Below are 1,854 nucleotides of genomic sequence, written 5' to 3' on the forward strand. Positions count from 1 at the left end.
ATCGTACCGCTCGGCCTCTTTTCTGCGTATTATGCACTACTTGGGGAAAGAAACCAAGAGAGGTACCTATCCGAGCAAACGATGAACCTGACCACCGCCGATGCAGCCAAGGTTTCCTCGGTTCTGGAAGCCTATCGGCACAAGGCATATCAACTCTCGACGAATCCCCTGGTCGTACACATCATGGAGGAGGACAAGCTCGAAACCAACTCAAATGAGAGCAGGGACCTCTACCAGCTGCTGTTCAGTGTCATGCGCGGGGATACCTATCTTGCCAGTGCAAACATTGTCAGCAATACCGGCAGGGTGAGGATCAGCACCCACACCTTTCCCGATGTCTATGACCTGCGTTACCACGGCAACGACTGGGATATGAACTCGATCATCAGCCAGAATGCAAACATCTCCCCGACGGCCAGCATCATCAGCATCAGGGGCCATAGGATGGCGGAGAACGGCAGGCAGGTGGTCGCCTCAATCCTCAGGAGGATTTACGACAACGAAGGGACGAACCTTGGATATTTGGTCATCGATATCTACGCCGAAGCCCTCAGCAGCCTGGTCAATACCGAGCGCATGCTCAGCGACGTGCTCTTGGTCGACAACCGGGACTTTTATGCAACCAGCCTGGTGCACACCGAACGTTTCGGAACCTTCGACAAATTCCCTTCCCTTTCCCAACTCAAGGGTGATTACTCGAGAAGAACGATGCACACCGGCACTTCGATCGTCTCCATTACCGCTGTGCAGGGCACTGCATTGCACCTGGCGGGAAGTGTCAGTGCCGCACCTTTCCAGGAGAGCATGGACCGCCTGCTCTATGCATTCGGCCTTACCATGGCGGTGGGTACCGTTTTGGCGATGGGGCTGTCCTTCTTGTTCTCACGCTCCATCGCCGGGCCGATCCGCAACCTCGCCTTTCGCATGGGAGAAGTGGAACGGGGAAACCTGCAGACCAAGGAGGTCAAGAGCAGGATTTGGGAGTTCGCCCAGCTTGAACACTCCTTCAACATCATGGTCAAGCAGATTGTCAGTCTGCTCGAGCTCACCCGTGAGGAGCAGGAAAAACTCAGCGAAGCCGAGCGCAAGGCCCTGGAAAGCCAGATGAATCCTCACTTCCTGTTCAATACGCTGAACACCATCAAGGCCCTTGCACGACTGCATGGAGAACAAGACATCTACACCATCACGGTCAAGCTGGGCAAGCTGCTTCGCTCCTCGATCGACAACCATGAGAGCCAATGCACCCTTGAAGAGAGCATGGCCCTGATCGACTCCTACCTGACCATCCAACAACTGCGGTTCGGCTCAAAGCTGAAAGTGCAGACCTACCTCGACCCCGGCTGCGCCGCTGTCAAGACACCCAAGTTGATCATTCAGCCGCTGGTGGAGAATGCCATCATCCACGGTCTTGAGCCGAAGGTCGGCGAGTGGAAGCTTTCTGTGCGGGCCGTCAAGCTCTCCGGACGCATTTTCATCACCATAGAGGACAACGGCGTAGGATTTCCACCAGGAACGCTGCCGGAGAACCTCGATGAACTTGCCAACTCGACACACGTTGGTGTATACAATGTATATAGAAGATTGTTCCTTACCTACGGTAAGCAGATGACCTTCTCGCTGACCAGCAAGGTAGGAGAAGGTACGACGGTGAGCATGTCCTTCCCTGACGACATACAAGAGAGGAAATAGACAATGAGCTATAGCGTAGTATTTGTAGAAGATGAGCAAATCGTCCGTGAGGAAATTGTATCCTCTATCCGCTGGGAACTGCTGGGCTTGGAACTGGTGGGGACCGCCGCCGACGGCATGGAGGGGGAACAGCTGATCAAACGGGTCGAACCGGATATCGTC

At 54.6% G+C, this 1,854-nt stretch carries 1 protein-coding gene; it reads left to right on the forward strand.

The window, feature by feature from the left end:
- Nucleotides 1-1,692 (forward strand): sensor histidine kinase (locus B3F49_RS05720; protein ID WP_293909650.1); only part of this gene is annotated, 1,692 nt, incomplete at its 5' end.
- Nucleotides 1,693-1,854 lie beyond the last annotated feature (162 nt).

This window comes from Sphaerochaeta sp. UBA5836, assembly GCF_002432845.1.
In the GTDB taxonomy this organism is placed as follows: domain Bacteria; phylum Spirochaetota; class Spirochaetia; order Sphaerochaetales; family Sphaerochaetaceae; genus Sphaerochaeta.